The sequence below is a fragment of the Actinotalea sp. genome (assembly GCF_035443605.1).
GTDB lineage: Bacteria > Actinomycetota > Actinomycetes > Actinomycetales > Cellulomonadaceae > Actinotalea.
In genome coordinates, this window is sequence record NZ_DAORSQ010000168.1 from 1 (window position 1) to 3,709 (window position 3,709).

Annotated in this window: 4 protein-coding genes and 1 pseudogene; 3 read left to right on the forward strand and 2 right to left on the reverse strand. The window is 72.5% G+C overall.

What is annotated here, in order from left to right; genetic code table 11:
- A pseudogene (locus PKY62_RS12605) lies at positions 1 to 255 on the forward strand (aminoglycoside phosphotransferase family protein); the annotation flags it as partial.
- A 103-nt stretch (positions 256 to 358) separates the two neighbouring features.
- Positions 359 to 742: a cupin domain-containing protein gene (locus tag PKY62_RS12610; RefSeq protein ID WP_324537484.1), complete on the forward strand. Its 384-nt coding sequence runs from the start codon at positions 359 to 361 to the stop codon at positions 740 to 742.
- Between the two features lie 5 nt (positions 743 to 747).
- On the opposite strand, the gene PKY62_RS12615 is transcribed toward PKY62_RS12610, so the two are convergent.
- Both PKY62_RS12615 and PKY62_RS12620 read right to left on the reverse strand, forming a co-directional pair.
- Positions 748 to 1,287, reverse strand: a complete 540-nt coding sequence (locus PKY62_RS12615) for an amino-acid N-acetyltransferase (RefSeq protein ID WP_324537486.1) — start codon at positions 1,285 to 1,287, stop codon at positions 748 to 750.
- Positions 1,284 to 2,249 (reverse strand): sugar-binding transcriptional regulator, encoded by a 966-nt coding sequence (locus PKY62_RS12620; protein ID WP_324537487.1) that lies wholly within the window; start codon positions 2,247 to 2,249, stop codon positions 1,284 to 1,286. The genes PKY62_RS12615 and PKY62_RS12620 overlap by 4 nt, the downstream gene beginning before the upstream one ends.
- 135 nt (positions 2,250 to 2,384) lie before the next feature.
- On the opposite strand from PKY62_RS12620, the gene PKY62_RS12625 reads away from it, so the two are divergent.
- Positions 2,385 to 3,709, forward strand: a 1,325-nt coding sequence (locus tag PKY62_RS12625) for a glycerol-3-phosphate dehydrogenase/oxidase (protein ID WP_324537489.1), incomplete at its 3' end; no start/stop codon positions are given.

Sequence of the window (3,709 nt, forward strand, 5' to 3'; positions counted from 1 at the left end):
CCGTCGCTGTGGAACCGCTGGGACGAGGTGCTGGCCACGGGCGACGTGCGCTGGGCCGTCCGCCGGCGGTTCGAGGCGCTCGTCGACGCCGCTGGCCTGGACGCGGACCGGGCCCGGGACTGGGTGGTGGTCCGCGAGCTCCACCAGGCGCTGTGGTGCGTCGAGGCGGCACGCGCGCAGGGCCGCGCCCTCACCCCCGCCGACCGCGAGTGGATCACCCGGGCGCTGAGCATCGCCAAGGCGGTGCTGGACTGAGCCGGGCCGCCGAGCGACCACCAGCGGCGCCACAGCCGGCGCCCGAGCGCCACGGTCCGAGGTCCCTCGACACCCCGGATCCGGCGGGAACATGCTGGGCACCATGCGACTGTTCACGATGCCGAGCCGGCCGATCGAGCGCTTCGACTCCTCGGGTGTGGTGGTGGACCTGCTGCCCGGCCTGCTCGGTGAGTCGCAGATCACCGTCGCCCACGTGGCGGCGGGCGGCACCATCGGCGCCCACCCCACCGCGCACCGTCAGCTGCTCGCGGTGGTCTCCGGCGTGGGTCAGGTGCGGGGCGAGGACGGCACGGTGCAGGGCATCGGCCCTGGCTCGCTGGTGCTGTGGGACACCGGCGAGTCGCACCAGACCTGGGCGACCACCGACCTCGTCGCCGTCGTCGTCGAGGCCGTCGGCGTCATCGACCTCGCCCGGCGGTTCCCCGAGGGCCTCGACGACCACGCGAACGTGGTGCACCAGGCCTGAGAGCCTCAGAGCTCGAGCAGCATCCGGGTGTTGCCCAGGGTGTTCGGCTTGACGCGCGCCAGGTCGAGGAACTCCGCGACGCCGTCGTCGTGCGAGCGCAGCAGCTCCGCGTAGACCGCGGTGTCCACCGGCGTCCCGGCGATGACCCGGAACCCGTGCTCCGTGAAGAAGTCCACCTCGAAGGTCAGACAGAAGACGCGGCGCAGCCCGAGCGCGCGGGCGCGGTCGAGCAGGGTCACGAGCAGCGCATGCCCGACGCCCCGCCCGCGCCACGCGGGGTGCACCGCGAGCGTGCGCACCTCCGCGAGGTCCGACCAGAGCACGTGCAGCGCGCCGCAGCCCACCAGAGCACCCGTGGCGTCCTGCGCGACGACGAACTCCTGGACCGCCTCGTAGTAGCCGACCAGCTCCTTGGCCAGCAGGATGCGCTGGTCCGAGTACGGCGCGACGAGATCGCGGATCTCGTTGACGTCGCGCGGCAGGGCGGCGCGGACGGTGAACGGCTGCTCGGGGGCGTCGGCGCGGCGCGGGGCAGGGGTGGTCACGCGCCAACGCTAGCGGCACCGCCGGTGCCGACCAGCGCCTCGGCCGTCAGCTCGTCGACGACCAGGTCGGTGACCACGCCGGCGGCGAGCGCCGCCCGCAACGGCACCACCTTGTGGTCCCCGGCCACGGCGCACACGCGCCGACCGATCCGGTGCAGCTCTGCCGGCGTGGGCCCGGTGGCGCGCCGGTTCAGCTCGATGTCCTGGTAGCTGCCGTCCGCCCGCAGGAAGACCGTGCACACGTCGCCGACCACGCCCTCGTCGTGCAGCCGCCGGGTGTCGTCGACGTCGAGGTAGCCCGCCGAGTACACGTGCGAGGGCAGCCCCCCCGTGACGGCGCCGACGCCGAACAGCGCGATGTCTGCACGTCGTTGCACGTCGAGCACGCGCTGCACCGAGCGTTCGCGCCACATGGCCGCCTTGGTCTCCGGGTAGTCGAAGAACGCGGGCACGGGGAAGTGGTGCACCGTGGCGTCGAAGGCGGCCCCGAAGCCCGTGATGAGGTCCGACGCGTACTCGATCCCCGAGGTGCGCGTGTTGGCAGCGCCGTTGAGCTGCACGACGGCGCTGCCCCGCGTCGGCTTGGGCACCAGGCGGCGCCCGATCGCCGCCAGGGTGGTCCCCCAGGCGATGCCGAGCACCATGTCGGAGTCGTACCAGGCGCTGATGAGCTTGGCCGTGGTGATCGCGACCTGGTCGAGCCGCTCGATCTCGGTGGCGGAGTCGGCCACGGGCGCCACGTAGGCCTCGATCCCGTACCGACGCGAGATGGTCTGGCTCAGGCCGGGGGCCCGCGTGCGGCCGGGGCGCAGGGTGATCTCGACGATGCCCGTGTCCCGGGCCCGCTTGATGAGCCTCGAGACGGTGGAGCGCGACGTCCCCAGGTGCCGCGCGATGACCTCCATCTTGAGGTCCTGGAGGTAGTACATGGAGGCGGCGCGCAGGACGTCCTCGTGCTCCATCCAGAACCACCTCGCCGGGTCGGGAGATCCGCCTGCACATTCGTGCAGATATGTTGCGCGTTCGTTCGCTTGTGGTGAGCATAGGGGAGGCCTGGGACCAACGGCCTGATCTCGGCCCCGTCAAGGAGGACACGCGTGAGGACAGCGGCACTGACCCCCCAGACCCGGCAGCGGGCGCTCGAGGCCCTCGAGGCGTCGGGGGAGGGCAACGAGCTCGACGTCCTCGTCATCGGCGGTGGGGTGACCGGCGCGGGCATCGCGCTGGACGCGGTGACGCGCGGTCTGCGGGTCGCGATCGTCGAGGGGCAGGACTGGTCCGCCGGCACCTCCAGCCGCTCCAGCAAGCTGGTGCACGGCGGCCTGCGCTACCTGCAGATGCTCGACTTCCACCTCGTCCACGAGGCGCTGACCGAGCGCGACCTGCTGCTCAAGAAGCTCGCCCCGCACCTGGTCCGCCCGGTCTCGTTCCTCTACCCGCTCGAGCACAGGGTCTGGGAGCGCGCCTACGTCGGCACCGGCATCGCGCTGTACGACACGCTCGCCTCCATCGCCCCGGGCAAGCGCGCGATGCCGTGGCACCGCCACGTCACCCGGACGGGCCTGGACCGGATGTTCCCCGACCTGCGGCACGACGCCGCCGTCGGTGCCATCCGCTACTTCGACGCCAACGTCGACGACGCCCGCCTCGTAGCCATGATCATCCGCACGGCCGCGTCCTACGGCGCGCACGCCGCGAGCCGCACGCAGGTGGTCGAGCTGACCAAGCGTGCCACCGGCGTCGTCAACGGCGCCGTCGTCCAGGACCTCGAGACGGGCCGCCGCATCACGGTGCACGCCGACCAGGTCATCAACGCCACCGGAGTGTGGACCGAGGAGACGGAGTCCCTCGCCGGCACCGACGGCGGGCTGCACGTGCTGGCGTCCAAGGGCATCCACATCGTCGTCCCGCGCGAGCGCATCCGCGGCGAGGTGGGCCTGATCCTGCAGACCGAGAAGAGCGTGCTCTTCGTCATCCCGTGGTCGCGGTACTGGATCATCGGCACCACGGACACCCCTTGGAAGCAGGAGCTCCAGCACCCCGTCGCCACCGCCACGGACATCGACTACGTGCTCGACCACGCCAACGCCGTGCTCGCCACGCCGCTGACGCGCGACGACATCATCGGCACGTGGGCCGGACTGCGCCCGCTGCTCCAGCCGGGCACCAAGGAGGGCACCTCCTCGGCCAAGGTCTCGCGCGAGCACACGGTCGCCTCCCCCACCCCGGGCCTCACGGTCATCGCGGGCGGCAAGCTCACCACCTACCGCGTCATGGCCAAGGACGCCGTCGACTTCGCGCTCGGCGCCCGCGCGGCCGCGTTGCCGTCCATCACCGACCGGATCCCGCTGGCGGGCGCCGAGGGGCACGCTGTGCTCCAGCGCCAGGCCCGGCGGATCGGACAGACCCACGGCTGGTCCGC

Bases quoted from the DNA above. Each gene is read 5' to 3' on its own strand.
- PKY62_RS12610 (WP_324537484.1), top strand. From the start codon at position 359: ATGCGACTGTTCACGATGCCGAGCCGGCCGATCGAGCGCTTCGACTCC.
- PKY62_RS12620 (WP_324537487.1), bottom strand. From the start codon at position 2,249: ATGGAGCACGAGGACGTCCTGCGCGCCGCCTCCATGTACTACCTCCAG.